Source organism: Lentzea albidocapillata (genome assembly GCF_000719115.1).
In the GTDB taxonomy this organism is placed as follows: Bacteria; Actinomycetota; Actinomycetes; order Mycobacteriales; family Pseudonocardiaceae; genus Lentzea; species Lentzea albidocapillata.
In genome coordinates this window covers 110729-132509 of record NZ_JOEA01000015.1, presented here as the reverse complement: position 1 = coordinate 132509, position 21781 = coordinate 110729, and the positions used below count along the sequence as shown (strand labels likewise).

Sequence of the window (21781 nt, the reverse complement as noted above, 5' to 3'; positions counted from 1 at the left end):
ACGGCGGGGTTACTTTCTGCCCGGACTTCGACATGCCTGGAAGGAGTCGTGGGCACTCGCCTGGATACACGAGTGCCCACGAACTTTTCGGGCTAGTTCACGGCAGGACCTGGATCTTGCGGCCGACACCGGCCTTGAACTGGTCCAACGCCCCGGCGTAACCGTCCAGCGGCACCCTGTCACTGATGAAGATCTCGGGGTCGAGCACGCCGGTCGCGAACAGGTCCGCCGCCCGTTCGAACGAGTGCAGCACCGCCATCGAGCCGGTGATGGTGATCTCCTGGTTGTAGATCTTGTACGGCTCGATGGTCACGCGGGCCGAGTAGTCGGAGACTCCGAACTGGAGGAACGTGCCTCCCTTCGCGACCCGGCCGAGACCGTCCTGGATGGCCTTCTCGTTGCCGGTGGCGTCGATGACGACGTCCCAGCCCTGCGGCCGGTCCAGTTCGTCCGCGGAGGCCGCCACGCCCGTGACGCCGAGCTGGACGGCGGTCTTCAGGCGCTCCTCGTTGAGGTCCACGACCTCGATGGACGACGCGCCGGTCAGCTTGCCGAGCTGCAGCATCATCAAACCCATCGTGCCCGAGCCGTAGATCAGCACCCGGGACGCCATCTGCGACCGCAGCACGTCGTAGCCGCGCACCGCGCACGACAGCGGCTCGATCAGTGCCGCGTCCTCGGTCCGCACGTGGTCCGGCAGCTTCACGCAGTTCGCCACGGGAGCCACCGCGAACTCCGCCGCGCCACCGGCTGTCGTGACGCCGATGGCCGCCCAGCGTTCGCAGAGGTTGTTCTTGCCCGAGCGGCACATCCGGCACTCGTAGCAGTAGAGCGACGGGTCGACAGCCACGCGGTCGCCGACCTTGAGCTCGCCCACCTGCGATCCGATCTCGACGATCGTGCCGGCGAACTCGTGGCCCGGCACGACCGGCAGGGTGGGGGCGAACTCGCCCTGCAGGATGTGCAGGTCCGTGCCGCAAAGGCCACAGGCAGCCACGTCGACGACCACTTCGCGGGGACCGCACTTCGGATCGTCCACAGTGGTCACTTCGACGGACCCGACGCCGGTGATCACTGCTGCTTTCACTTGACTGCTCCCAACGAAAGGCCCTGGACGAGCTTGTCCTGGGCGGCGAACCCGGCGATGAGCACCGGCAGAGAGACCACGACCGCGGCCGCGCACACCTTCGCCAGGAACAGGCCCTGGGAGGTGACGAACCCGGTCAGGTACACGGGCGCGGTACCGGCGACGACACCGGTCAGCACCCGTGCGAAGAGCAGCTCGTTCCAGCTGAAGATGAAGCAGATCAACGCCGTCGCCGCGATGCCGGGCATCGCGATGGGCGCGACCACCCGGCGCAGGGTCGTGACCAGCCCGGCGCCGTCGATCGAGGCCGCTTCCAGGATCTCCTTGGGGACCTCGGCGAGGAACGAGCGCATGAGCCACACCGCGATCGGCAGGTTCATCGAGCAGTACAGCAGCGTGAGGAACGAGATGTTGTCGAGCATCCCGGAGAACTGCGCGATCAGGTAGATCGGCAGCAGTGCCGCGACGACCGGCATCATCTTCGTGGAGAGGAAGAAGAACAGGACGTCCGTCCACTTCTCCACCGGCTTGATCGACAACGCGTACGCGGCGGGGATCGCCAGCAGCAGCACGATGATCGTCGATCCGATCGAGGCGCTGAACGAGTTGATCAGCGGCGGCCACGCGCCGGCGTCGAAGAACTCCGCGTAGCCGTCCAGCGTCAGCGGTGCCATGAGAGACGGCGGGTTCGTCGCCGCGTCCGACTCGCTGTGCAGCGAGGTCAGGAACATCCAGGCGACCGGTGCGAAGAACACGATGCCGGCGAACCAGGCGAGCACACCCCAGCCGCGTCCGATCCACTTGGGATTCATCGCTTCTCCTCCTTGAACAGCGAGGACACCGTGCGCAGCGCGAACGTCGCGATGATGATCGACCCCGCCACCACGATCACGCCGGCCGCGGAGGCCTCGCCGTACTCGTGGGCCTGGTAGAAGGTCTGGTAGATCATGTACGGCAGGTTCGCCGTGCCCAGACCACCGGACGTGATCGTGAAGACCGCGTCGAAGTTCTGCACGATGTAGATCGACCCGAGCAGTCCGCCGAGCTCCAGGTACTGGCGCAGGTGCGGGAACGTCAGATAGCGGAAGATCTGGAATCCCGACGCGCCGTCGATCGTGGCGGCCTCGACGGGTTCCATCGGCTTGGACTGCAGGCCCGCCAGCAGGATCAGCATCATGAACGGCGTCCACTGCCACACCAGCGACAGCACGACGGCGCTCATCGGCATGGTGCTGATCCAGTCCGGCTGGGCGTCGAAGCCCAGCCAGTTCAGGATTCCGTTGAACAGGCCGTACTCCGGGTTGTAGAGCACGTGCTTCCAGATCAGCGCCGCCGCCACCGGGACCACGAGGAACGGCGCGATGAGCATGGTGCGCACGAACCCGCGGCCACGGAACTTCTTGTCCAGCAACAACGCGAGGCCCAGCCCGAGGACCAGGCTGATCAGCACCACCGACGCGGTCAGCACGATCGTGTTGACGACCGACGAGCGCAGGTCGGGGTCGGTGAAGACGTTGACGTAGTTGTCGAACCCGGCGAACCCGCGGTTGGTCGGGTCGAGCGAGTTCCACTTCATGAACGAGATGACCAGCGTCGCCACGAACGGCAGCTGCGTCACGATGATCAGGAAGATGAGCGCGGGCAGCAGAGGCGCCCGCCGCGCCCACTTCGAGTAGCCCTTGCGGGGGACGGGAGGCGGCCGGTCCACCGCCGGCCGCTCCCTCGTCATGACAGCCATGTCACTGTCCCTTGTACTTCGCCGCGACCTTCTCGGCGAGTCCCTGACCGTTGTTCAGCGCGTCGTCCACCGTCACCGCACCTGCGATCGCCGAGCTGATCTGCTGCGACACCTGGGTGCCGAGGTCGGTGAACTCGGGGATGCCGACGAACTGGATGCCGGGCGCCGGGCGTTCCTGCACACCGGGGTTCAACGGCTTCGCGCTCTTGATCGCGGCCTCGGCCATCGCGGAGAACGTGCCGGAGGACTGCTTGTACTCGGGACGCTGGTAGGTCGACGAGCGCTTGCCGTCGGGAAGCTTCGACCAGCCGAGGTTCTTGCCGACCAGTTCCTCGTAGCCCTTGCCGGACGCCCACGAGACGAACTTCCAGGCCGCGTCCTGCTTCTTCGAGGCCTTCTGGATGCCGAACGCCCACGTGTAGAGCCAGCCGGAGCTGTCGGTCTTCACGACCGGCGCCTGGGTGAAGCCGAGCTTGCCCTTGATGGGGGAGTCGTCGGCCTCGAGCAGACCGGCGGCGACCGTGGCGTCGTACCACATCGCGACCTTGCCCTGCGTCATGTTGTTGAGGCACTCCGCGAACCCGGCCTGCGGAGCGCCCGCCTCGCCGTAGTTGCGCACCAGGTCCACGTAGAACTTGGTGGCCTCCTTGAACTCCGGCGCGTTGACCTGCGCCTGCCAGTCCTTGGTGAACCACGTGCCGCCGAAGGTGTTCACGACCGTCGTGAGCGGTGCCATGACCTGGCCCCAGCCCGGCTGGCCGCGCAGGCAGATGCCGCGCACCTCGGGCGTGGCGACCTTCGCGGCGGCCTCCGCGACCTGCTGCCAGGTCGGCTTCTCGGGCAGCGTGACGCCCTTGGCCTCGAAGATGTCCTTGCGGTACATGAGGAACGACGACTCGCCGTAGAACGGCTGCGCGTAGACCTTGCCGTCCGCCGCGGTCAGCGACTGCCTGATCGGCTCCAGGATGTCGGCCTGGTCGAAGCCGGTGTCCTTGGACACGAAGTCGTCCATCGGCGCGAGCCAGCCGTTCTTGGCGTACATCGGCGTCTCGTAGTTGGAGATCGTCGCGACGTCGTACTGACCGGCCTGGCTGGAGAAGTCCTGGCTGATCTTGTCGCGGACGTCGTTCTCCGGCAGCACGGTGAAGTTCACCTTGATGCCCGTGTCCTTGGTGAAGTTGTCCGCGGTGAGCTTCTGCAGGTCCTGCATCTGCGGGTTGTTCACCATCAGGACGTTCACCGAGTTCTCACCACCACCCCCGCCACCGGCACCCGAACAGGCGGACGCGAGCAGCAACACGGCGGTGGCGGCCCCGAATGTGCGAAGTGGTGTGCGAATCGACGGCATCGTCGGTTCCTTTCAAAGGGCAAAATTAAGCACTTTGGGCGCGTCAAAGAGGGGGATGCTCCCAAAGGCGAGGGTTTGTTCTCTTTTAGGCTCTGATGACTTTGGGGCCGAGCAGCGTGTAGCGGTGGGCCTCGTGGGCGGAGAGGCCGCTGTCGGTGACGACCGCCTCCAGATCGGAGACCTCGGCGAACCGATGGAAGCTGGAGACGCCGAACTTCGTGTGCGTCCCGACGAAGATCTTCCGCCGGGAAGCGCTGAGCGCCTTGGCCTTCACCGCGCCGACAGCCGGGTCGGGCGTGGTCAGGCCGTGCTCGCGGGAGATGCCGTTCGCGCCGATGTAGGCGAGGTCGATGACCATCTCGCCGAGCATCCTGGTGGTCCAGTGGTCCACAGTGGCCAGTGTGTGGCCCCTGACGCGGCCGCCCAGCAGCAGGACGGTGCACGACGGGTGCTCGGACATCGCCGCCGCGGTCGGCAGCGACGCGGTGATGATCGTGAGCGGGTTGGTCGTGGGCAACGCCTCCGCGACGAGTTGCGGCGTGTAGCCCTCGTCGATGAACACGGTCTCGGCGTCGTCGAGGCGTTCGGCGGCCGCCTTCGCGATGCGCCGCTTCTCCGGGACGTGCGATCCGGCGCGGAACCGGAGCCCTGTCTCGAAGCCGGCGCTCTCGACCGGGACACCGCCACCGTGCGTCCGCCGCACCAGGCCGTGCTCGTCGAGCACGCGCAGGTCGCGCCTGACCGTCTCGGGGGCGACGTGCAGTTCCTGCGCCATCTCCACCACGTCGACGCGGCCGTCGGCGCGAGCCCTGGCCAGGATGCGCCGCTTGCGTTCCTCGGCTCGCATGTCACCTGCCCACTCGGCTATTGGTTTGCCCGTTCGGGCCGTGCATAGATGAAACACCCTTGAAACATTGTGGTCGGCACCACAACTGGGTGACATCCTGCCCGATTTTCGCCCGGTTTGCCGTTCGCGAGAGCTGATTCACGCAGGTCAGGTAGAACAGGCATGCCCGATTCATCCTGCTGAGCCGCCCGGATTCGGTCGCTGGACGTGATGAAGCCGGTGGAACCGGGTGAGGCAGGCTCGCGTCGAACCGGGCAGGCGGAGGGAAGAAATGCTACGAAAGATCGCGCGGCTGGTAGCGGGCCTCGTGGGGCTCGCGCTCTGGGCGACTGTCGCCATCGCTGGTCTGACAGGCTACACGTACTTCAAGCCGGCGGCCGCGACGACGAGCGTTTCGGACCGGGGTGTCGCACGGGTGGCCGACTGCCGGCGAGAAGGCCCGGTGTCCGTCAGCGGCTTCGGCTACTGGTGGTTGTGCGAGGCCGACGTCGTGTGGGACAGCGGCGGCAGGCAGCGGGTGACCGTCCAGATCGGCCAGCTCAGTCCGGACGACGCGGGAAAGGACGTGCCTGTCGTTCAACGGCTGGTGACCGACAAGGCGTCTCGCGCCGCGGCTGTGTACCGGGCCGACTTCGAACCGAGCGTGGTGCTGGGGCTCGGGTCGGTGCTCGGTGGTCTCGGCTTCGGTTTCCTGCTGTTCGTGATCGTCTTCGGCAGCACCTTGTCCGCCACGGAACGAAAGCTCGATATGAGGGGTACTACGTGAATCCGACCATGGGTGATCCCGACGCGTTGATGCGCAAGTGGGACGAGGAGATCCAGGCCAAGCTGAAGCAGGCCGACCAGATCTCGCAGGCCGCGCGCGAGGTCCGGGTGACCCAGCGGTCGAAGGACGGCTCGGTCTCGGTCACGGTCGACAGCGGCGGCAACGTGACGGCGCTCGACCTCACCGACGCGGCGCTGCGCAAGCAGCCGGCACAGCTGTCGGCGGAGATCCTGGGCATCATGCGGTCGGCGCAGGCACAGATCGCGACGCGGATGCAGGAGGCGATGGCGCCGGTCCTCGGTGACGACTCCGCCACCATGAACGCGGTCATGGGCGGCTTCCAGGAGAAGTTCCCGCAGCCACCGCAGGAGACCGAGCAGCCGCCCAAGGCTCCACAGCCGCCGAATGACGATGACTTCCAGGGCCACAACTGGGCCCGCGAGCAGAAGGGGTGGTGACCGCATGACCGCGGGAGGCTTCAACGTCCACACCGTCGCCATGCGTGACCACGCGCGCAGGCTGGACAGTGTGGTCGAGCAGATCGGCGTGGCACAACAGGCTGCCACGCAGGCGACCATCAGCGGGACCACCGCCTACGGCATCCTCTGCAGCCCGATCCTGCTGCCGTTGATGGGTTCGATCGAGATCACGGGACACGCGGCCATTGCGACCGCGAACACCGTGGTCGCCGCGACGTCGGCGGGTGTCAGCGCGATGGCTGACACCTACGACAACGTGGACGAGGCGGTCGGGGGCAGCCTGCACAAGCTCATCGAGAAGCTGGGAGGCGGGAAATGAGCAACCCGTTGATTGCGGGGCCGGCGGCGAGCGACGGCCTCGACGGCCTGACCGGTATCGGTGTGGTCGAGCTGGGGGCCGACGCGGTTCTCGCCGTTCAGCGCGGCGACTGGCTGGAGGCCGGTGTCAACGCCGCAGGGGCCGGCCTCGACGCGCTCGGCTTCATCGCCGACCCGTTCGGCAGCCTGCTCAGCTCGGCGTTCGCCTGGTTCATCGAGCACGTCGAGCCGTTGACGTCGATGCTCAACTCGCTCGCGGGCGACCCCGGCACGATCAACCTGAACGCCGCCACCTGGGGCAACGTCTCCGACCACCTCGCCAAGGCCTCCGAGTACATGAAGCAGGTCGTGGAGTCGGACACCTCCGCCTGGCAGGGGGCCGCGATCGCCGCCTACAAGCCGGTCGCACTGCTCGAGGCGGAAGCGATCAAGGGCGCGTCGATCGCCGCGAGCGGTGTGGGAGCCGCGCTGACCGGTGCCGCCACGGCTGTCGCCGTGGTCCGCACGACCGTGCGCGACCTGATCGCGATGGCGATGAGCGAGCTGGTGCAGTTCCTGATCAGGGCCGCCGCGGCTGCCGTGATCACCGTCGGCCTGGCCACCCCCGCGATCGTGGCCGACGGCATCCGCGTCGTCGTGAAGTGGGTCAACAAGGTCCGCGAGTGGATCGACAAGATCGTCACCACGATCCGGAGCCTCTCCAAGCTGGTCTCCAAGCTCCTCGACGTGCTGGAGAAGGCCAAGGACGCCATGAAGAACCTGACGCCGAAGGGCGTGGTCGCCGCGCAGGTGGTGAAGAACACGGGCGTCTACAGCACCAACATGGACGACCAGTCGTACGCCACGAGGTGATGTGGACGAGGGAGCCTTGCCGGGTGTGGAAAGGCTCCCTCGTCGCGTGATCAGGAGATCCAGGCCGCGGCGTCCGGCGGCAGCTGGCCGTTGGTGAGCGGGACGCTTGACAACGTTGGCACGCCCGGCAGATCGATCGCCTGGTCCGACAGGTTGACGACGCAGGTGTGGCCGCCGCGCTTGAACGCCAGCACGTCCTCGCCCAGGTCGAGCCACTCCAGATCACCGTCGATGCCGCGGCGTTGCGCGAACACCTGGCGGTACAGAGCGAGCATCGACTCCGGGTCGTCCGACTGGACCGCGACCGAGAAGTCCTGCCAGTTCTCGGGTTGCGGCAACCAGCTCGGACCGTCCTCGGCGGACCAGGGGAGTGGCACGCGGCAGCCGTCACGGCCCCGGTCGGTGAAGCCGGAGCGGTGCCACACCGGGTCCTCGCGCAGCTCGTCCGGCAGGTCCTCGACCTCCCAGAGGCCCAGCTCCTCGCCCTGGTAGACGTAGACGCCGCCGGGCAGTGCCGCGGTGAGCATGATCGCCGCGCGGGCGCGGCGGGTCCCCAGTTCGAAGTCGGTCGGGGCGCCGTGCTGCCTGTCCGCGAAGGAGAATCCCGTCTTCTCGCGGCCGTAGCGGGTCACGTGCCTGGTGACGTCGTGGTTCGAGAGCACCCAGGTCGGTGGCGCGCCAACGGGTTCGTGCGCGGCCAGTGTGCTGTCGACGACCTTGCGCAGCTCGTCGGCGTTCCACGGGCAGCACAGGAAGTCGAAGTTGAACGCGCTGTGCATCTCGTCCTGGCGGAGGTACCGGGCGAACCTGACCGGATCGGGCAGCCACATCTCGCCGACGAGGATGCGGTCGCCCTCGTACTCGTCGACGATCTGCCGCCACCGGCGGTAGATCTCGTGCACGCCGTCCTGGTCGGAGTAGGGCAGGTCGGCGTCGGGCCTGCTGAAGTCCTTGACCAGGCCGTCGGCCACGTCGATGCGGAAGCCGTCGACGCCGCGGTCGAGCCAGAACCGCAGGATGTCCTCGAACTCGTCGTGGACGACCTGGTTCTCCCAGTTGAAGTCCGGCTGCTCGGCGGCGTAGAGGTGCAGGTACCAGCGGCCGTCCTCGAGCTTGCTCCAGGCGGGGCCGCCGAAGCGCGACTGCCAGTCGTTCGGGATCTCCTCGGTGGCACGGACGTGGAAGCGGTCCCACAGGCCGTCCTTGAACCACGGGTGCTGGTCGCTGCTGTGGTTCGGGACGAGGTCGATGATGATCCGGATGCCCAGGCCGTGCGCGTCCGCGATGAGCTTCTCGGCGTCGGCGAGCGACCCGAAGACCGGCTCGATGTCGCGGTAGTCCGCCACGTCGTAGCCGCCGTCCGCGAGCGGGCTCGGGTACCACGGGTTCAACCAGATCGCGTCGAAGCCGAGGCTCGCGATGTGCTGGAGCTTGTCGCGGAGGCCGGCCAGGTCGCCGATGCCGTCACCGTTGCCGTCCGCGAAGCTGCGCAGGTAGACCTGGTAGATGGAAGCGTTGCGCCACCAACTCATCTGGTGTCCTTTCAGCCTTTTACGCCGCCCGCGGTGAGCCCCGCGAGGATGTGCCGCTGGAACGCCAGGAACAGCGCCACCATCGGCAGGCTCGCCAGCACGAGGCCCGCGAGCAGGAGGTTGATCGGGGTGTCCGGAGCGAAGCGCTGAAGCGCGACACTGAGCGTCTGCTTCGCCGGATCGGGGAACACGAGCAGCGGCCAGATGAAGTCCTTCCACGCCGCCACGACCGCGAAGATCGAGACGACGGCGAGGATGGGGCGTGAGATCGGCAGCACGATGCGGACGAGGGTCGTCCACGTTCCGGCACCGTCGATCCTGGCCGCTTCGAGGAGCTCTTCCGGGATCTGGTCGAAGAACCGCTTGAGCAGGTACACGTTCAGCGCGTTCGCCGCGGCCGGCAACCAGATGCCTGCCGGGTTGTTGAGCAGGCCGAGGTCGGTGAGCGTGAGGTAGACCGGGACCAGAATGGCCGTCGAGGGCAACATCAGCGTCGCCAGCATCAGGCCCATCACCACGTTGCCGAAGATCGGCCGGAGCTTGGACAGCGCGTAGGCCGCGGGGACGATCACGGCCATCTGCACCGCCCACGCGCCGATCGCGACGACGAACGTGTTGAGGAAGAACCGGCCCAGGTCCATGTAGTTCCAGGCGTCGACGTACGCGCCCGGTTCCCACGTCTGCGGCAGGATGGTCGGCGGTTGCTGGGCCAGTTCCGCCGGCGGTTTGAACGCGCCGAGCAGCACCCAGACCAGCGGGAGCAGGAACGCCGCCGTGAACAGGACCAGCGTGCCGATCAGGACGATCCAGTACGCCGGGCCCGTTCCCCTGGTGAGAGTCCTCATGCGTCGGCCTTCTTCGTGATCTTGAGGTAGAGGAAGGAGAAGACGCCCAGCACCGCGAAGAGGATCAGGCTCAGCGCGCTCGCGGTGCCGAAGTCGTTGTAGTAGAAGGCGTAGCGGTACAGCAGGAGCAGCACGGTGACCGTGGACTCCTCCGGGCCGCCGCCGGTCATGATGAAGGGCTCGGTGAAGACCTGCATGGTCGCGACGACCTGCAGCAGCAACAGCATCAGGATCACGAACTTGGTCTGCGGGATCGTGATGTGCCAGACCTTCTTGACGATCCCCGCGCCGTCCAGATCGGCGGCCTCGTACAGCTCACCAGGGATGGTCTGCAGCGCGGCCAGGTAGATCAGCGTTGCCGAGCCCATGTTCGCCCAGGTGATCACCAGGACGAGGCTGATCATGCTGGTGTCGGCGGAGTCGAGCCACTGGGACGTCGGCAGCCCGAGTCCTCTGAGGACGGAGTTGAACAGGCCTGGCCCCGGGTCGTAGAACCACTTCCACAGCAGGGCCGTCACGACCGGCGGCAACATCACCGGCAGGTAGACCAACAGGCGGAAGTAGCCCTTGGCGTGCCGCAGTTCGTTGAGCACCACAGCGGTCAGGAACGGGACGCCGAAACCGAGGACCAGTGCCAGCAGCGTGAAGTACAACGTGTTGCGCCACGCCACCCCGAACAGCGGGTCCGCGAAGAGTCGCTCGAAGTTCTCCCAGCCCACCCAGTCGGGACTCGTGACGAAGTTGACCTGCTGGAAGCTCAGGACCACCCCGCGCACGATGGGGTACCAGGAGAACACCGCGAAGACGACCAGCGCGGCACTCAGGAAGCCGTACGCGGTGACGTGGCGCCGCACTCACTTCACCTGCGCCAGAACGGCGTTGACCTTGGTCTCCGCGTCCTTCAGCAGTGCCGAGTGGTCGGCGTCGGAGTTCGTCAGCGTCGCCTGCACCACGCTGTCGAGGATCGCGTAGACCTGTTGTGCCTGCGGCGGCTCGAGTGAGCCCTTGGTCTTCTCCGCACCGTCCACATAGGCCTGGAAGTTCTTCACCGGCATGGTGGCGTACTTGGCCTTCAGATCTTCCTGCTGCTTGCGCGGCTCACCGGTCCAGATGTCGGCGATCGGCGGGATCGGCAGGCCGACCGGCTGGCCGCGGTCCTTGTACTTCTGCAGGCTGCCTTCGAGCCGGTCCGGGTTCAGGTACTTCCACTGGATCCACTTCAGGCCCGCCCTGATCTTCTCCGGCGTCGCCTTCGGGTTGATCATGTAGCCCTCGCCGCCGAGCAGGGTGCCCTTCTGCTCCGGGATCGCGGCCAGGCCGTAGTCGTCGTACTTGCCCTTGAACTGGTTGACGATCGCGGCGACGTTGTCGGGCGCGGCCAGGTACATGCCGAGCTGCCCGGCGCCCATCATGTTCTGCACGTCGCCGATCTCCAGGAGCTGCTTCTCGCCCATGGAGTTGTCGTCCCAGCGCATCTCCTTGAGCCTGCGCAGGACTTCCTTGCCCTTGTCGTTGTTGAAGTCGGCCTTGTAGGTGTCGCCGTCCTTGCGGGCGATGTCACCGCCGACGGACTTCATCCACGTGGTGAAGTGCCAGCCACCCTGGTTGCTCTTGCTGTACTCGGCGAACCCGGTGACGCCGGCGTCCTTGAGCTTTTTGGCGGCGGCGCGGACCTCGTCCCACGTCTTCGGCGGCGAGTCGGGGTCCAGGCCCGCCTTGGTGAAGTTGGTGCGGCTGTAGAGCAGGCCCATCGTGTAGTTGGCGGTGGGCAGGCCGTAGACCTTGCCGTCGACCGTGAAGACGTCCTTGAGCTCCTGCTTCAGGTCGCCGTAGTGCGGAACGTCCTTGACGTAGTCCGTCAGGTCGGCGGCCTGCTTGCGGGCGATGAGCGCCGCGGGATCGGTGAAGTAGACGTAGAAGACGTCCTCCAGCTGGCCACCGGCGAGCTTGGCGCTGAACGTCTTCGGGTCCATGAACCCCTCGTGCGGCACGAGGTCGATGTCGGGGTTCGCTGTCTCGAACTCCGCGACGTCCTCGTCGAAGACCTTGCGGTCGAACGCCTGGGTCTGCGGCGGCTGACCGTTGATGTTGACCTGGACCTTGGCGCCGGGCTCGGTCGTGGAACCGCTCCCACAGCCGGCGGAGCTTAGGGCCAGGACACCGCCAATCAGCACGGCAGCGGACTTCTTCATGGTGGGGCCGCCCTTCTCGCGAGCGCGTCGATGTGACGGCGACCATAAGGCGCCGTTACATCTGAACGCAATATCTAGACGAAAACTCGCAAGAAGACGACTGCTCTCGTTACCTCACCGGCGCGCTGGACGCCCGCACCACCAACTCGGGCTCGAACAGCAACTCGTCCGGCGCCACCGAGTTGCCGGAGATCTGGTTGGCCAGCAGTTCGACGGCCGCCCGCCCCATCGCCTCGATCGGTTGCCGGACCGTGGTCAGCGGCGGATCAGTGCAGGTCATGAAGGCGGAATCGTCGTACCCGATGATCGACACGTCCTTGGGCACGTCCAGTCCCGCACGCCGCACGGCCCTGATCGCACCCAGCGCCAACGGGTCGCTGGCGCAGATGATCGCCGTGACGCCGCGCTGCACGAGCTTGGTAGCCGCCGCCTGCCCGCCCTCCAGGCTGAACATCGCGTGCTCGACATCGGCCCCGCCGCACTTGTCGATGGCCAGCTGTTTGCGCAGGCTCGGCACGTGGTCCAGCGGCCCGAGCACGGCCCCGATCCGCCTGTGCCCCAGCGACGTCAGATGCCCGTACGCCTGCTCGACGGCCACCGCGTCATCACACGACACCCGAGGAAACGCCAGATCGTCTATAGCGGCGTTGACCAGCACCGTAGGCAACTTGCGGGACATCATCTGCTGGTAATGACCGTGGCTCGCGTCCTTCTGCGCGTACAGCCCACCGGCGAACACAATGCCGCTGACGTGCTGCTCCAACAGCAGCTCCAGGTACTCCGCCTCAGTCACTCCGCCGGCCGTCCGGGTGCACAGAAGGGGCGTGAACCCCCGTTGCGCCAGCGCGTTCCCGACCACGTCCGCGAAAGCGGGGAAGATCGGGTTCTGCAACTCGGGCAACACCAGCCCGACCAGCCTCGCCCGTTCCCCCCTGAGCTGTGTCGGCCTCTCGTAACCCAGCACGTCAAGCGCGGTGAGGACGGCGCTCCGCGTGGCGTCCGAGACGCCCGGCTTGCCGTTCAGCACCCGGCTGACGGTGGCCTCGCTGACCCCGACCTTGGCCGCGACCTCGGCCAGCCTCCGTTGCGTCATGGCGCAAGTGTACGCAATTTCTTGCGCTCACTTGCAACGTCACTCCACCGCCTGGTCCTCTGGTGACTCAGCCCATTGCCTCTCGCCACAGCAAGGCCACCCCATGCCCCGGCAGAAGCCACGACCGCACGTCCAGGTCCTCGAGCTCACCTGCTTCCAGCCAGCGCGCGGCCGCCGTCGCCGACCGGAAGGTGAAGGGCATGACCCGGAACTCGTGCCTGGGGGACTGGTCGACCTCCAGCCCGGTCGCGTCGAAGCTGATGGTGTCCACAAAGGACGGATAGGGCGACTGCCAGTAGCAGAAGCCGTCGTTGGTGCGCTGCAGCGTACGTGACCAGACGGTGAGCTCGCGGATCGCGCGCACCACGTGGTCGTCCGCGATGCGGCTGAGGTCGCACTCGAGGATCCGCAGATCACTCATGTGGTCCACCGGGCTGAGCTTGCCCAGTGGGCCCGTGGACTCGCGGAAGAACGTCAGGTAGTTGGCCCATTGGTCGAACCTCACCTCGACCGGCGGGATCTGGCTGGGTTCCGCCGAGCGGCGCAGTCCTTCGTGGTCGAGGTAGTCGATGGCGATCTGGGTGGAGTGGCGCAGGTCGTCGACCGAGTCGAGGAACAGCGACGGGTCCGGGATGAAGTACAGCTCGAACAACGGGTAGCGGCAGGCGGCGCTGATGCTGTCGCGCAGGGTCGCGTTCGAGGTGGCGAAGATGACGAAGCGTTCGGTGGGGACGTCGTTGCGGAACCGGTACCGCTGCGTCGTCATCAGGTGGTACGTCTTGGTGTCGATGCCCTGCAGTTCCAGCTTCACGGTGGTGCTGGTGCTGATCGTCAGGTCGTCGCCGCGCGGGCGCATGCCGTCGCCGCCGAGCACACCCGCCACCACGTCGTCGTTCGCGTCGTTCGGGCCGTACACGGACGAGAGGAAGGTGCGCAGCACCTCGGACGGCAGCAGGTGTTCGACGATGCCAGGCCCGGAGATCCGGCCGAACTCCGCGACGAGGCGCTTGTGCAGGAACAGTTCGTAAAAGCCGAGCAGAAATCCCGCGAGCGCCGGCAGCGGCCAGAACACGACCAACGCGTCGTGCAGGAGGCTGCGCGAAGTGGGCTGCCACAGCAGGACCGCCGTCAGGTCCGCGGCCGCGACGGTGACCAACAGGATCGCGACGGCCAGCGCTTGTTTGTGCTTGTGCGCCGTCACCACCTGGTCGCCGCCCCCTCACTCCACCGGCTGTCCATACATGGTGGGAGTGATGAGGGGTCAGCGCCAGCCCCTTTCGGTCACCGCCGTATCAGCGCGACTTGCCCCAGATCGGGTTGTCCGACACCCCGACGTAGGTGCTGAGGGTCGCTTTGGGCTGCGTGTCGTCCGTGGCCACGTCGTTGTACAACCCGAGCAGATGGGTGGTCATCGCGCTCTTCGCGCCCACCTCGTCGTGCCGGCGGAGGAACCAGATCACCTGCTCGTGCTCGTTCGCGGAACGGTTGTGCACCTCGCGGGACGGGTGCGCGTGCCGCTTGCAGTCCTGCAGGCCCGGCACGAGCACCTGGTACATCTGCTCCAGCAGTTCGTTGTGCGACGCGCGGATCAGTGCCGAGTGGAACTCCTCGTCCGACTCGATCACCTCCTGGGTGTCCTCGACCGGCGCGCGCTGGTAGCGGAGGTTCAGCTTGGCGAGTTCGTCCAGTTCGCCGTCGCCGGCGCGCACCGCGGCCAGCGACGCCGCGGTGGTCTCCAGCGCGATCCGCACTTCCAGCAGGTCGGTCTGGGAGAACTGCCGCGCGGCGAGCCTTCCCTCGATGTGCTCCTCGACGGCGGCGAGGTCGGTGCGGCGGACGTACCAGCCCAGCCCGCGGCGGACCTCGACGATGCCCTGCAACTGGAGCCGCTGCAGGGCCGTGCGCAGCGACGACCGGGCGACATCCAGTTTGCGGGCGAGTTCCGGCTCGGTGGGGAGGCGGTCGCCGGCTTTGAGGGTGCCACCGATGATCTGCTCCCGGAGCTTTTGCTCGATCAGCTCCGGCAGGGGCCGTCGCGAATCAGGCGAGAGCGACCAGCTCTCGCCTCGATGAACGTCCTCGGCGGGCATTGGTCCAGCTTAGGCGTGTTGCCGGTCAGTTGCAACTTGTCTGGCAACCTGGCGACCGTTGACAGACAACCTACAACGCGAGACTCTTGTCCCAGGCGAGGCGCCTGGGACCGCCCACACCCGGGAGCACGTACTCGCCTAGTCGGGAGGGAACGAGATGTCCGCAGGGAGTGCACTCGGAATCGCCGCCGCCGTCGCAGTCGCCGTCACCGCGATCGGCTGGCGCACCGTGATCACGATGATCGCCGTCTCGGTCATCGCACTGGCCGTCGTCGGCTTCGTGAACGTCACCAGCATCATGTTCGGCTGATGAGCAGAACCAACCGGTGCCCGGTCGGCGTCCCCCAGGCGCAGGCCGGGCACCGGTCTTGCGGGGGATCCCGGTTTCGCGTCGGTGACCCAGGTCGCTATCTTCCCGCGACAGGGAGTTTGCGGTGGTCAAGCGCCGACTCCACGCCGCCGGGTACGTGAACACGGGGTCTTCGATGTTGAGTTCTCCATCAGCACCCGCACTGCATGCGCGGCTCGCGCCTGCCGACGTGCTGGTCGACGAGCGACGTGCGCTCTACCGCCTCGCCGTCGAACTGTTCGCGCCCGGCACGGAGATGTCAGACAACCTCCTCGACCATCCGATCGTGCGCTACGAGATCGGTCGCGCTCTGGCGGGGCACGGTGGCGTGGACCCGGAGGCGCTGCGCGAGCTCGCCGCGATGGGCGTGCGGGACGCAGGCATCGCGGTGGTGTCCGATCCGGCGGCCGCTGAACAGCTCGAAGCGCCGTTGCGCATCATCGCCCCACCCGGTCAGGCGCCGCAGCCGCTGACCGAGGCGGACGGTGAGCGGTTCGAGACGGCGATCAGGATCGTGGCTGAGGGCGTCGACCTGTTCAGGCGACTCGCACCCGCGCTGGCCGGCGATCTGCTGGCCCACGTGTCGATGCTCGCGGTGCTCAAGGCGGAGACGTCCGGGGGAGTGGTCTCCGCGTCGTCGCGATACGTGCCCGGAATCGTGCTGATCGACGAGCCGGTCGGCCCGATGGAGGTAGCTGAGGCACTTGTGCACGAGGGTGCGCACGAGAAGTTCTTCGACTTGGCCATCACGCGAGAGTTCCTCGACGCGCACGCCGAAGACGCGGAGTATTTCGAGAACTCGTGGTCTCACGCCCGATGGCCGCTGGAACAGACCTTTGCGGCCTGGCACGCCTACACCTGTCTCGGCCAGTTCTTCCTGTCGTCCGAGTCGGAACAGCTTGGCCCGCACTCCTTGCTGCCCAAGGCGCGGGAGCGGGCCGCGGAGATCGGCGACTGGTTGCTCGCGCACGAGCACGACCTGCTGCCGGATGCTCGATGGTTGCTGCGCGCTCTCGCGGGCCAAGTGGCCGATGCGGTCGAAGGGGTGTCCACTGTGGAGGCGTCCCTCCTTGCTGCCGGTATCCGCGAGGACGGGAACTTCCGGGTGCCGCCGGACGTGACCTACCGGCTTGCGAAGAGTGGTCGCGCCGTGGTGGGTCGCATGGAGGAACGGCCGGAGATCTTCTGGCTCGACTCCGACGCCGGCTGGGTGCTGAGCGAGTGCCGCCGGGCGCCCGCGCCGTTCGGACTGCTGCTCGGGAACGCCACCGAGCAGTGGCGGGTCGACCGGCCCGAGGCGCGGCGGCGGCTGGCAGCCGCTCTGGGGTCGTTGCACGTTTTCTCGATCATTGAAGCGAGTGAGTGACTCAACCTTTTTTATAAGGAACCATGACCACCTCGAACCGGGTTGTCCGTCAGCAGCAGTTCCCTCCGGCCGTTAGGAGCGCGCCTCCCGCGGCTGCCTGGAGCGGGCATGCCAGAGAGGCGGTCCGTGGTACCGATCGAGTGGTTCCGCCGCATGGCCCATCGTGGCCCTGCCCGTCGTCCCCCCTTGTGCGGGGTGATCGGCGGGCCTCACGCTTTCGTGTTGCAGGCGGCGAACGTGCAGGTGAGGCCCCTTGCGGGGCGTTGTAGACTTCCGCATCCGGTCCACCCGGTGTGCCACAAACCCTTACGTGCTCGACGCCGCCACCAGTCGTTTTCCGGCGTGCGTCGTGACGATAGGCGATGAATATCGTTCGAGGTCACACTCAGGCGAACCGGGTATCACCAGCTCGACACCGTGTTGTAGACGGATGTGGCCAGGGCTTCCCGGGTATCCGGAGTTCCTCGTGCGCAGGCCCCGACCCATTCGTCGAGAAGGAACCATGACCACCCCGAACCAGCCTCTCGGTCGGCCCCAGATCCCCCTTGGTGCCGGCGTTCCTGTTCCCCACCTCCCCACTGGGGTGGGTCCGGTGCTCGGCCAGCCCGTTACTCCCGTTGACTGGTTCCGGCGCATGCCGAACGGTGGCACGGTGTTCCTCAAGCCCGCCGAGGTGGCGGAGAACGACTGAAAGTCGTTCCGCGCCCGTGTGCTTTTCAAGGGGGTCTGCCGTCGGGCAGGCCCCCTTCGGCGTTCGGTCGTTTGGGGATGCGACCTCACGGACGGGTAACAACTCGGCCACAAGGGCGAAGTTGATCGTCATCTAGACCGTTCGGGGGACGTCGATCGTCTTAGATCTCCGAATCCGCCAACCCTCACGGAGTAACCCGATGCGCCTGACGCCTCTGAGAAGATCCGGCCTGCTCGCCTCGGCCGCCATGGCCGCTGTGGCCACGCTCGCCCTGGCGACCACGTCGCTGGCTCAGCCGGACGCACCGGTCACCGACGACCCGCGTGCGACGGCGTACCTCAACAACGTCGACATCAACCACCCTGATGCCTGCACGGTCGGCGGACTGACCGGCTCGACGATCCACCCGAACCTGTTCGACTACTCGGGTGGCGACAACGAACTGCACCTGAACATCACCGGACTGTCCCGGCTGCCCGAGGGCATGACGGTCACGGGCATCGTGGTCAAGGGCGGCCCCGTGTTCAACGTCTACCTCGCTGACAAGCTCGGCGCGACGTTGCCGTGGGAGAAGCTCCGCGCTCCCCTGAAGGACAACGGGAACGGCTCGGACATCAGCCACTGGTACGGCTGTGGCATCAAGGACACGACGACCACGACGACGACGACCACCACGACGACTACGACCGTGACGCAGTCGTCGACCCCGTCCTCGTCGTCCAGCACCACCACCACGACCACCGGGGCGTCGTCCTCCGAGGTCGCGCCCACCACGACCACCACGGCCGCGGTCGTGCCGGTCGCCAACGAGGACGACCTCGCCGCCACCGGGTTCGGGTCCGCCTGGATGCTCGGCCTCGGTGCCGCGCTCGTCGCCGCTGGTGCCGCGCTGGTGCTCGTGATGCGCAGGCGTCGCGTCTAAGACCACTGCATGAGCACGCCCCAGAGCGTGCCGAACATGCGTCGTGTCTCCACGTGGAACTCCACGTCTGAAGGAGCCGCCCCGCCGCCGTAGATCTCTACGGTGCGTTGGGCGGCTTCTTCTTTGTCCGCGGAGCAGGCCAGGTCCCAGGCGAGCGGGCCGCGCCAGGTGTCCTCGAAGTCGTTCCAGACCGGGCCCGAGGGGGTCACCAGCAGGTTGCCTGGGTGCGGGTCGCCGTGCAGGGGCTGGACGTCGTTGTAGTGCGCGGGCCAGCCGGTGAGCAGGTCGTCGCGCCACTTGCGAAACCTGGCCAGGTCGGGCACGCCCAGGCCGTCCAGGTAGGTCAGGACGTTGTCCACGTCGTCCAGCGTGCCGCGCGTGGGCAGCCGGCCCTCGTAGAGCCTCAGTTCGGCGTGCAGGTCAGGCAGGAGCTTGAGGACGTCCTGCCTGGACAGTCGCGCCGTGGGGTCGTGCGGGACGTACGTGCTGAACGAGATCACGAAGCCGTCGTGTGTGTGAGGTCCTGCGGGCAGCTCTGAAGAGGGAGTTACGACCGGCACGCCGCGCGAGGCCAGGAACGACGACACCGACAGGTCGCGTGCGAAGTGTGAGGCGACCGTAGGGCGCACCAAAAAAGTGCGCGCCGCGATTCGGGCGACGACTGGGGCTGGGCGCAGGTGCACGAGGACGTTGCTGCTGTGCTTGAGCACGACCGGGTCGGAACAGACCACGCCGTGCGAGGCCGCGAGAGACACGGCGGCTGCTAGAGCGCTCACGGCGAGAAGGCTGGCATCAGCCCTGGGGGAGGAGCGACTCCATTTCCGCGATCTCCTTCTCCTGGTGGCTGACGACGTCCTGGGCGAGCTTGCGGGCCTCCGGGTCGGTGCCGGCGGAGAGGTGCTTCTGCGCCATGTCCACGGCGCCGCGGTGGTGCTGGATCATCAGCGACAGCCACTGGCGGTCGAACTCGGTGCCGTTCAGGTCGGCGAGGTTGCCCAGGTCGACCATGCCGTGCGATTCGGGGTGGCCGTGTGAGGACGCCTGCACCGGCGCGTTCCACGTGCGGAGCCAGCCGTTCATGCGGTCGATCTCGGGCTTCTGGGCGTCCGCGATGCGCTTGGCCAGATCGATCAGCCTGGGGTTGTCCGTGCGGGACGGGACGAGGCCGGACATCTCCAGCGCCTGCTCGTGGTGCGGCACCATCCCCTGGGCGAACGTGACGTCCGCGGAGTTGTGCGTGGCCGGAGAGCCACAGGCGGCCAGCAACAGGACAGAAGCGACAGCGAGCAATCGAAGCACGGCGGCAGGATACGTGTGACGTGCGCTACGCCGCTGGCCACCGGCCATGGCCCACCCGAATGGAGCTGATCGGCTCCGTCTAATATCCGGGGAGTTTCCCGAACTACTGGTCCCACCAAGGCCTGGAGGTACCGTGACGGCCGTAGCCCCGCAGCCGATCGCAACGCGTCCTTATCCGACGCGCACTGCGGTCAAGGGGTCCTTCCTGCTGCGGATGTTCCGCACCACGGACCACAAGCAAATCGGCATCATGTACCTGGTCACCTCGTTCGCCTTCTTCATGGTCGGCGGCGCGATGGCCATGCTGATGCGGACCGAGCTGGCCCGTCCCGGCATGCAGTTCCTGAGCCAGGAGCAGTTCAACCAGCTCTTCACGATGCACGGCACCGTGATGCTGCTGCTCTACGCGACGCCGATCGTCTTCGGCTTCGCGAACTTCGTGCTCCCGCTGCAGATCGGCTCGCCCGACGTGGCGTTCCCGCGGCTCAACGCCTTCTCGTACTGGCTCTACCTCTTCGGTGGCCTGATCGTGATGGCGGGCTTCGTCACCCCCGGTGGCGCCGCTGACTTCGGCTGGTTCGCGTACACGCCGCTGTCGAGCGCCATCCACTCGCCCGGCGCGGGTGCCGACCTGTGGATCTCCGGCCTGGTGGTCGGTGGTCTCGGCACCATCCTCGGCGCGGTGAACATGATCACCACCGTGGTCTGCCTGCGCGCGCCCGGCATGACGATGTTCCGGATGCCGATCTTCACCTGGAACATCCTGGTGACGTCGATCCTGGTGCTGCTCGCGTTCCCGATCCTCACCGCCGCGCTGCTCGGCCTGCTGGCCGACCGCCATCTGGGGGCGAACGTGTTCAACCCCGAGAACGGCGGGGTGATCCTGTGGCAGCACCTCTTCTGGTTCTTCGGGCATCCGGAGGTCTACATCGTCGCCTTGCCGTTCTTCGGCATCGTGTCGGAGATCTTCCCGGTGTTCAGCCGCAAGCCGATCTTCGGTTACAACGGCCTGGTCTACGCGACGCTCGGCATCGCGGCCCTGTCCGTCGCCGTGTGGGCGCACCACATGTACGCGACCGGCGCCGTGCTGCTGCCGTTCTTCGCCTTCATGACGTTCCTCATCGCGGTCCCGACCGGTGTGAAGTTCTTCAACTGGATCGGCACGATGTGGAAGGGGCAGCTGACGTTCGAGACGCCCATGCTGTTCAGCATCGGCTTCATCGTCACGTTCCTCTTCGGTGGTCTGTCCGGCATCCTGCTGGCCGCGCCCGCGATCGACTTCCACGTGTCCGACACGTACTTCGTCGTCGCGCACTTCCACTACGTGCTCTACGGCACGATCGTGTTCGCGACCTTCGCGGGTATCTACTTCTGGTTCCCGAAGATCACCGGCCGCTTCATGGACGAGCCGCTCGGCAAGCTGCACTTCTGGACGACGTTCCTCGGCTTCCACGCGACGTTCCTCGTCCAGCACTGGCTGGGCAACGAGGGCATGCCGCGCCGGTACGCCGACTACCTCGCGTCCGACGGCTTCACGACGCTGAACATGATCTCGACGATCGGTGCCTACATCCTGGGCGCGTCGACGCTGCCGTTCATCTGGAACGTCTTCCGGAGCTACCGCTTCGGCGAGGTCGTCACGGCGGACGACCCGTGGGGTTACGGCAACTCTCTCGAGTGGGCCACCTCGTCTCCGCCGCCGCGGCACAACTTCACCGAGCTGCCCCGGATTCGTTCGGAGCGCCCGGCGTTCGAGCTGCACTACCCGCACATGATCGAGCGGATCCGGAACGAGGGTCACGTGACCTTCACCGGCAAGACGATCCAGCACAAGGACGCCAAGCCGGCGCTGTCCGAGATGGCGGCGTCCGCGATCAAGTCGGGCACGGCCTCCGAGAAGGACGACGACGACCACAAGTAACCTGCACTTCACAGGTTCAACGACGAGCCCCGGCTGCTTCCACGCG

The 21781-nt window shown here is 66.8% G+C and carries 22 protein-coding genes; 8 read left to right on the top strand and 14 right to left on the bottom strand.

Going from position 1 to position 21781, the window contains the following annotated elements:
* Positions 1 to 97: 97 nt before the first annotated feature.
* The 5 genes from IG04_RS0125650 to IG04_RS0125630 all read right to left on the bottom strand — a co-directional run bounded on the left by IG04_RS0125650 (position 98) and on the right by IG04_RS0125630 (position 5020).
* Positions 98 to 1087 carry a zinc-dependent alcohol dehydrogenase family protein gene (locus IG04_RS0125650; RefSeq protein ID WP_030479270.1) on the bottom strand — a complete coding sequence of 330 codons (990 nt, stop codon included), beginning with the start codon at positions 1085 to 1087 and terminating at the stop codon, positions 98 to 100.
* Complete coding sequence (locus IG04_RS0125645) at positions 1084 to 1899, bottom strand: carbohydrate ABC transporter permease (RefSeq protein ID WP_030479269.1); 816 nt, start codon at positions 1897 to 1899, stop codon at positions 1084 to 1086. Before IG04_RS0125645 ends, IG04_RS0125650 begins: the two co-directional genes overlap by 4 nt.
* Positions 1896 to 2825 (bottom strand): carbohydrate ABC transporter permease, encoded by a 930-nt coding sequence (locus IG04_RS0125640; protein WP_051770671.1) that lies wholly within the window; start codon positions 2823 to 2825, stop codon positions 1896 to 1898. Before IG04_RS0125640 ends, IG04_RS0125645 begins: the two co-directional genes overlap by 4 nt.
* A 1-nt stretch (position 2826) precedes the next feature.
* Positions 2827 to 4173: an ABC transporter substrate-binding protein gene (locus IG04_RS0125635; protein ID WP_030479267.1), complete on the bottom strand. Its 1347-nt coding sequence runs from the start codon at positions 4171 to 4173 to the stop codon at positions 2827 to 2829.
* A gap of 85 nt (positions 4174 to 4258) precedes the next feature.
* Positions 4259 to 5020, bottom strand: a complete 762-nt coding sequence (locus IG04_RS0125630) for a DeoR/GlpR family DNA-binding transcription regulator (protein ID WP_030479266.1) — start codon at positions 5018 to 5020, stop codon at positions 4259 to 4261.
* A 271-nt stretch (positions 5021 to 5291) separates the two neighbouring features.
* Between IG04_RS0125630 and IG04_RS47255 the strand changes: the two genes are divergently transcribed.
* Genes IG04_RS47255 through IG04_RS0125610 form a run of 4 tightly spaced genes read left to right on the top strand, consistent with a single transcriptional unit; the run spans position 5292 to position 7435 of the window.
* Positions 5292 to 5786 carry a DUF6346 domain-containing protein gene (locus IG04_RS47255; protein ID WP_051770669.1) on the top strand — a complete coding sequence of 165 codons (495 nt, stop codon included), beginning with the start codon at positions 5292 to 5294 and terminating at the stop codon, positions 5784 to 5786.
* Positions 5783 to 6244, top strand: coding sequence for a YbaB/EbfC family nucleoid-associated protein (locus IG04_RS47250; protein WP_159460499.1), 462 nt, complete (start codon positions 5783 to 5785; stop codon positions 6242 to 6244). The genes IG04_RS47255 and IG04_RS47250 overlap by 4 nt, the downstream gene beginning before the upstream one ends.
* Before the next feature lie 4 nt (positions 6245 to 6248).
* Positions 6249 to 6584 (top strand): type VII secretion target, encoded by a 336-nt coding sequence (locus IG04_RS0125615; RefSeq protein ID WP_030479263.1) that lies wholly within the window; start codon positions 6249 to 6251, stop codon positions 6582 to 6584.
* On the top strand, positions 6581 to 7435 hold the full coding sequence (locus IG04_RS0125610; protein WP_030479262.1) for a hypothetical protein: 855 nt from the start codon (positions 6581 to 6583) through the stop codon (positions 7433 to 7435). The genes IG04_RS0125615 and IG04_RS0125610 overlap by 4 nt, the downstream gene beginning before the upstream one ends.
* Before the next feature lie 50 nt (positions 7436 to 7485).
* Here the strand turns inward: IG04_RS0125610 and IG04_RS0125605 are convergent, their stop codons facing one another.
* From IG04_RS0125605 to IG04_RS0125575, 7 genes are all read right to left on the bottom strand, one after another.
* Entirely contained in the window at positions 7486 to 8967 is a 1482-nt protein-coding gene (locus IG04_RS0125605) for a glycoside hydrolase family 13 protein (RefSeq protein WP_030479261.1), read from the bottom strand.
* Positions 8968 to 8978: 11 nt separating this feature from the next.
* Positions 8979 to 9812, bottom strand: coding sequence for a carbohydrate ABC transporter permease (locus IG04_RS0125600; protein WP_030479260.1), 834 nt, complete (start codon positions 9810 to 9812; stop codon positions 8979 to 8981).
* Positions 9809 to 10666 carry a carbohydrate ABC transporter permease gene (locus tag IG04_RS0125595; protein ID WP_030479259.1) on the bottom strand — a complete coding sequence of 286 codons (858 nt, stop codon included), beginning with the start codon at positions 10664 to 10666 and terminating at the stop codon, positions 9809 to 9811. Before IG04_RS0125595 ends, IG04_RS0125600 begins: the two co-directional genes overlap by 4 nt.
* Entirely contained in the window at positions 10667 to 12004 is a 1338-nt protein-coding gene (locus IG04_RS0125590; RefSeq protein WP_030479258.1) for an ABC transporter substrate-binding protein, read from the bottom strand.
* 109 nt (positions 12005 to 12113) lie between these two features.
* Entirely contained in the window at positions 12114 to 13097 is a 984-nt protein-coding gene (locus IG04_RS0125585) for a LacI family DNA-binding transcriptional regulator (protein WP_030479257.1), read from the bottom strand.
* Between the two features lie 67 nt (positions 13098 to 13164).
* Positions 13165 to 14298 (bottom strand): hypothetical protein, encoded by a 1134-nt coding sequence (locus tag IG04_RS0125580; RefSeq protein ID WP_245816500.1) that lies wholly within the window; start codon positions 14296 to 14298, stop codon positions 13165 to 13167.
* A 91-nt stretch (positions 14299 to 14389) separates the two neighbouring features.
* Positions 14390 to 15187, bottom strand: a complete 798-nt coding sequence (locus IG04_RS0125575) for a FadR/GntR family transcriptional regulator (protein ID WP_030479255.1) — start codon at positions 15185 to 15187, stop codon at positions 14390 to 14392.
* A gap of 157 nt (positions 15188 to 15344) precedes the next feature.
* Here IG04_RS0125575 and IG04_RS47245 point away from each other — a divergent pair, with 157 nt between their 5' ends.
* From IG04_RS47245 to IG04_RS0125555, 3 genes are all read left to right on the top strand, one after another.
* A complete protein-coding gene (locus tag IG04_RS47245) occupies positions 15345 to 15497 on the top strand; it encodes a hypothetical protein (RefSeq protein ID WP_169746011.1) in 153 nt (50 codons plus the stop codon).
* A 124-nt stretch (positions 15498 to 15621) separates the two neighbouring features.
* Positions 15622 to 16902, top strand: coding sequence for an aKG-HExxH-type peptide beta-hydroxylase (locus IG04_RS0125565; protein WP_084401911.1), 1281 nt, complete (start codon positions 15622 to 15624; stop codon positions 16900 to 16902).
* A gap of 890 nt (positions 16903 to 17792) precedes the next feature.
* Complete coding sequence (locus IG04_RS0125555) at positions 17793 to 18515, top strand: LPXTG cell wall anchor domain-containing protein (RefSeq protein WP_051770664.1); 723 nt, start codon at positions 17793 to 17795, stop codon at positions 18513 to 18515.
* Here the strand turns inward: IG04_RS0125555 and IG04_RS0125550 are convergent.
* Together IG04_RS0125550 and IG04_RS0125545 are read right to left on the bottom strand one after the other, a co-directional pair.
* Positions 18512 to 19291, bottom strand: coding sequence for a phosphotransferase (locus IG04_RS0125550; protein WP_084401909.1), 780 nt, complete (start codon positions 19289 to 19291; stop codon positions 18512 to 18514). The genes IG04_RS0125555 and IG04_RS0125550 overlap by 4 nt on opposite strands.
* A 16-nt stretch (positions 19292 to 19307) precedes the next feature.
* Entirely contained in the window at positions 19308 to 19814 is a 507-nt protein-coding gene (locus IG04_RS0125545; RefSeq protein WP_063758319.1) for a DUF305 domain-containing protein, read from the bottom strand.
* Between the two features lie 133 nt (positions 19815 to 19947).
* Between IG04_RS0125545 and ctaD the strand changes: the two genes are divergently transcribed.
* Positions 19948 to 21735 carry an aa3-type cytochrome oxidase subunit I gene (ctaD, locus tag IG04_RS0125540; RefSeq protein ID WP_030479250.1) on the top strand — a complete coding sequence of 596 codons (1788 nt, stop codon included), beginning with the start codon at positions 19948 to 19950 and terminating at the stop codon, positions 21733 to 21735.
* Positions 21736 to 21781: the final 46 nt, after the last annotated feature.

Excerpts from the sequence above, each read along its gene's own strand:
- IG04_RS0125615 (WP_030479263.1), top strand. The coding sequence starts at position 6,249 with ATGACCGCGGGAGGCTTCAACGTCCACACCGTCGCCATGCGTGACCAC.
- IG04_RS0125600 (WP_030479260.1), bottom strand. The coding sequence starts at position 9,812 with ATGAGGACTCTCACCAGGGGAACGGGCCCGGCGTACTGGATCGTCCTG.
- IG04_RS0125630 (WP_030479266.1), bottom strand. The coding sequence starts at position 5,020 with ATGCGAGCCGAGGAACGCAAGCGGCGCATCCTGGCCAGGGCTCGCGCC.
- IG04_RS0125590 (WP_030479258.1), bottom strand. The coding sequence starts at position 12,004 with ATGAAGAAGTCCGCTGCCGTGCTGATTGGCGGTGTCCTGGCCCTAAGC.
- IG04_RS0125575 (WP_030479255.1), bottom strand. The coding sequence starts at position 15,187 with ATGCCCGCCGAGGACGTTCATCGAGGCGAGAGCTGGTCGCTCTCGCCT.
- IG04_RS0125555 (WP_051770664.1), top strand. The coding sequence starts at position 17,793 with ATGCGCCTGACGCCTCTGAGAAGATCCGGCCTGCTCGCCTCGGCCGCC.
- IG04_RS0125605 (WP_030479261.1), bottom strand. The coding sequence starts at position 8,967 with ATGAGTTGGTGGCGCAACGCTTCCATCTACCAGGTCTACCTGCGCAGC.
- IG04_RS0125585 (WP_030479257.1), bottom strand. The coding sequence starts at position 13,097 with ATGACGCAACGGAGGCTGGCCGAGGTCGCGGCCAAGGTCGGGGTCAGC.
- IG04_RS47245 (WP_169746011.1), top strand. The coding sequence starts at position 15,345 with ATGTCCGCAGGGAGTGCACTCGGAATCGCCGCCGCCGTCGCAGTCGCC.
- IG04_RS0125635 (WP_030479267.1), bottom strand. The coding sequence starts at position 4,173 with ATGCCGTCGATTCGCACACCACTTCGCACATTCGGGGCCGCCACCGCC.
- IG04_RS0125610 (WP_030479262.1), top strand. The coding sequence starts at position 6,581 with ATGAGCAACCCGTTGATTGCGGGGCCGGCGGCGAGCGACGGCCTCGAC.
- IG04_RS0125645 (WP_030479269.1), bottom strand. The coding sequence starts at position 1,899 with ATGAATCCCAAGTGGATCGGACGCGGCTGGGGTGTGCTCGCCTGGTTC.
- IG04_RS47255 (WP_051770669.1), top strand. The coding sequence starts at position 5,292 with ATGCTACGAAAGATCGCGCGGCTGGTAGCGGGCCTCGTGGGGCTCGCG.
- IG04_RS0125640 (WP_051770671.1), bottom strand. The coding sequence starts at position 2,825 with ATGGCTGTCATGACGAGGGAGCGGCCGGCGGTGGACCGGCCGCCTCCC.